The sequence below is a fragment of the Vibrio sagamiensis NBRC 104589 genome, assembly GCF_007990935.1.
Lineage (GTDB): Bacteria > Pseudomonadota > Gammaproteobacteria > Enterobacterales > Vibrionaceae > Vibrio > Vibrio sagamiensis.
Map to the genome: position 1 here is coordinate 1 of NZ_BJXJ01000098.1, position 2549 is coordinate 2549.

General features: G+C 44.5%; 2 protein-coding genes. Both read right to left on the reverse strand.

The annotated features are described in order from the left end of the window. Positions 1-146 precede the first annotated feature (146 nt). Positions 147-1088 carry an L-tyrosine/L-tryptophan isonitrile synthase family protein gene (locus VSA01S_RS19470; RefSeq protein ID WP_039983942.1) on the reverse strand — a complete coding sequence of 314 codons (942 nt, stop codon included), beginning with the start codon at positions 1086-1088 and terminating at the stop codon, positions 147-149. Then, complete coding sequence (locus VSA01S_RS19475) at positions 1085-2320, reverse strand: cytochrome P450 family protein (RefSeq protein WP_039983941.1); 1236 nt, start codon at positions 2318-2320, stop codon at positions 1085-1087. Before VSA01S_RS19475 ends, VSA01S_RS19470 begins: the two co-directional genes overlap by 4 nt. Positions 2321-2549 lie beyond the last annotated feature (229 nt).

Consider the following 2549-nt stretch of genomic DNA (forward strand, 5'->3'; position numbering starts at 1 on the left):
ATTCAACATCCTTTGTTTTCGGCGTTTGATTCATTTTACTGACACTGGAAGTGTCGTTTTCTCTGCCTTCCTTTTAGCTCGTATTGTCACGTTCCCTCTCAGATTTCTTTATTCTCATATCCTTACATAAGAAATGACATTAAATACTAGCAATGCGTCGCATTAGGCAGGATGTAGTGGCTGGGTTGACCATTTTCTTTCACCAGATTACAAATCTCTTTTGCTTCACGGTGTTTCATCAATAATTTACTATTACCTTTATCAACAAATACCGAGTGCCAAGGCGTCACCCAAGTGTCTTCGGCGTTTAATAGCATAATGCCTAACTTGGCTGAACCCGGTGGCTGAGGATGAATAGACAGTCTCACTGTGCGTGGATGATATTGTGCAATCAAATTGCCCCATGCTTCAGAGCGCTGCATAACACCCAGCGCACGTTCCTTGCTAAGGCGCTGCAAAGCAGATTTACTCATGCTCTTTGATGATAAGCACGCATCCTCTACAAGAAATCGCGTTATCCCACAGTAAAGTTTATTTTGGTGCTCGATAGAGATGACTTCTTCACGCAATTCAGGGACCGGTCTCGCCCATTTTTTAACCAGTATTTCACGCTGCGCTTCAAAGTCAGCATCAGGGTAAACATGACATAACTGGAAGATGTCGATACATAAAATCTGCTCTGCTTTGATCATATCAATCAATGCAGCGGTGTAATCATTAATTGTGTCGTCACTTACCCCTATCAGATCACCAAAAACATGGCCATCTGAACAGATCAACACACGCGCACCAGGCGCATACACCTTTTCAATTTCATCGCAAAGCTGTTTTAAAAATCGCAATGACATACGTTCAGCCATATCTGGCAGTGGGCCCAACACCTTGTCTGTATTGGGTGATTTGCACGGAAAAGCGGGGAGTGTCAATATTATTTTGTCACCCGTTTCTACCAATCTGCTTATTTGTCTCAGTTGAGGTAAATATTGATACTGCGCTTTGGGATAAAGGGCTCGACGGTAACGTAACAATATTTCCAGTATGGCTTTGGTTGTGTCTGCAACAGCGTCGTGCTTGAGTGAAAGTATCATGAGTTTGATTCTCCTGTTGTATATTTCACTGGCAGTGTTAAAAGTCCACGTGCCAACACGGCATTAATCCAACACAGTTCTTGCTCGCTACAGGCCAGTTGGATGTTGGGCAAATAGGCTAAAATTGCTTGGATACTGACCTCAAGTTCCAAGCGCGCTAATGAAGATGCAGGGCAGTGATGATGGTCATAGCCAAAAGAGAGTGGTTTGTTTCGTTCACGTGTGAAGTCAAGTTGGTGAGGGCAACCAAATTGTGCAGAATCACGGTTAGCTGCATTGAGTCCGACAATCACCGAGTCACCCGCAGGAATCGTCTCGCCTAACCACTCTGTCGTCTCTGGGAAAAAACGCCATGTACTAATTTCGAACGCACCGTCGTATCGAAGCAATTCAGTAATGGCGCGGTCAATGCGTGTTGACCCCTCTCGAAGTTGTGTCAGTTGCTCGGGGTGTTGTAGCAATGCCAACATGGCATTGCCGATTTGATTGGTCACGGGCTCCTGACCTGCAACCAATAATTGAAATAGCATCGAGGTAAGCTCATCGCGACTTATCCTTTTCTCGTCATACGCAGCAACGAGACGGACAATCAGTCGCTCGGTGTCGCCACCCCGTGACTCATCAATGATGCTATCGATAAAGGATTGGAGTTCAGCCAATAATGCAATGTACTCTGCTCGCCCTTTGTCATTAGGGCCGACAGGCTGAACAACCTTACACCAAACAGGCTTGAATAACGCACGGTGTTTGTCTGAAAGACCAATGACTTCGCTCAATACCAGCAAAGGCAGTTTCGATGCAAAATCTGAAATCAAGTCACATTCTCCAGCGTTTTTCAGTGGCTTAAGCAAACGCTGTGCTATCAAGGTAACTCGCTCACGAAACCGTTCAACTCGAGAGGCAGAGAACGCTTCCATGACTAAATCACGCAAAGCTGTGTGCCTAGGTGGATCTTGATGTAGCAGATGCGATTGTAATTGGGTGTGCTGTGGCTCAGGCATTATTGCGGCAAGTGAACGCCAGTGGGCATTGCCCAATTTGTGATTTTTACCAATTTTAGGGTGTTTAAGCGTTTTAATTGCGGCATCGTAGCCCGTGACTAACCAACCACATACACCACTAGGAAACTTAACATAGTGGATTTCACCATCCTCTTGGAGGCGTTGAAAGCTGTTATATGGATTTTGATGGAAGGCAGGATTGTATAATGATATTGGTTTCTTCTTGTTCATTTTAAATTCCAAAAAGGCTCGTGTCGAACAAAATGGCAGCTACCTGATTTGGCTTCCTGTTAGATTGACAACACCTTAAAAAGTAAGCAACTAGGCTCATATTAAAGCTAAACATTCTCAACGTTGCAACTTGTCTTGGCCTATCAAGCCCACTTTGATCATTGACAATATAGGCCTGTTGCAAAAATTAAAGATGTGTCTGAGGTGCCTATCTGAACGCCTCTTTTCA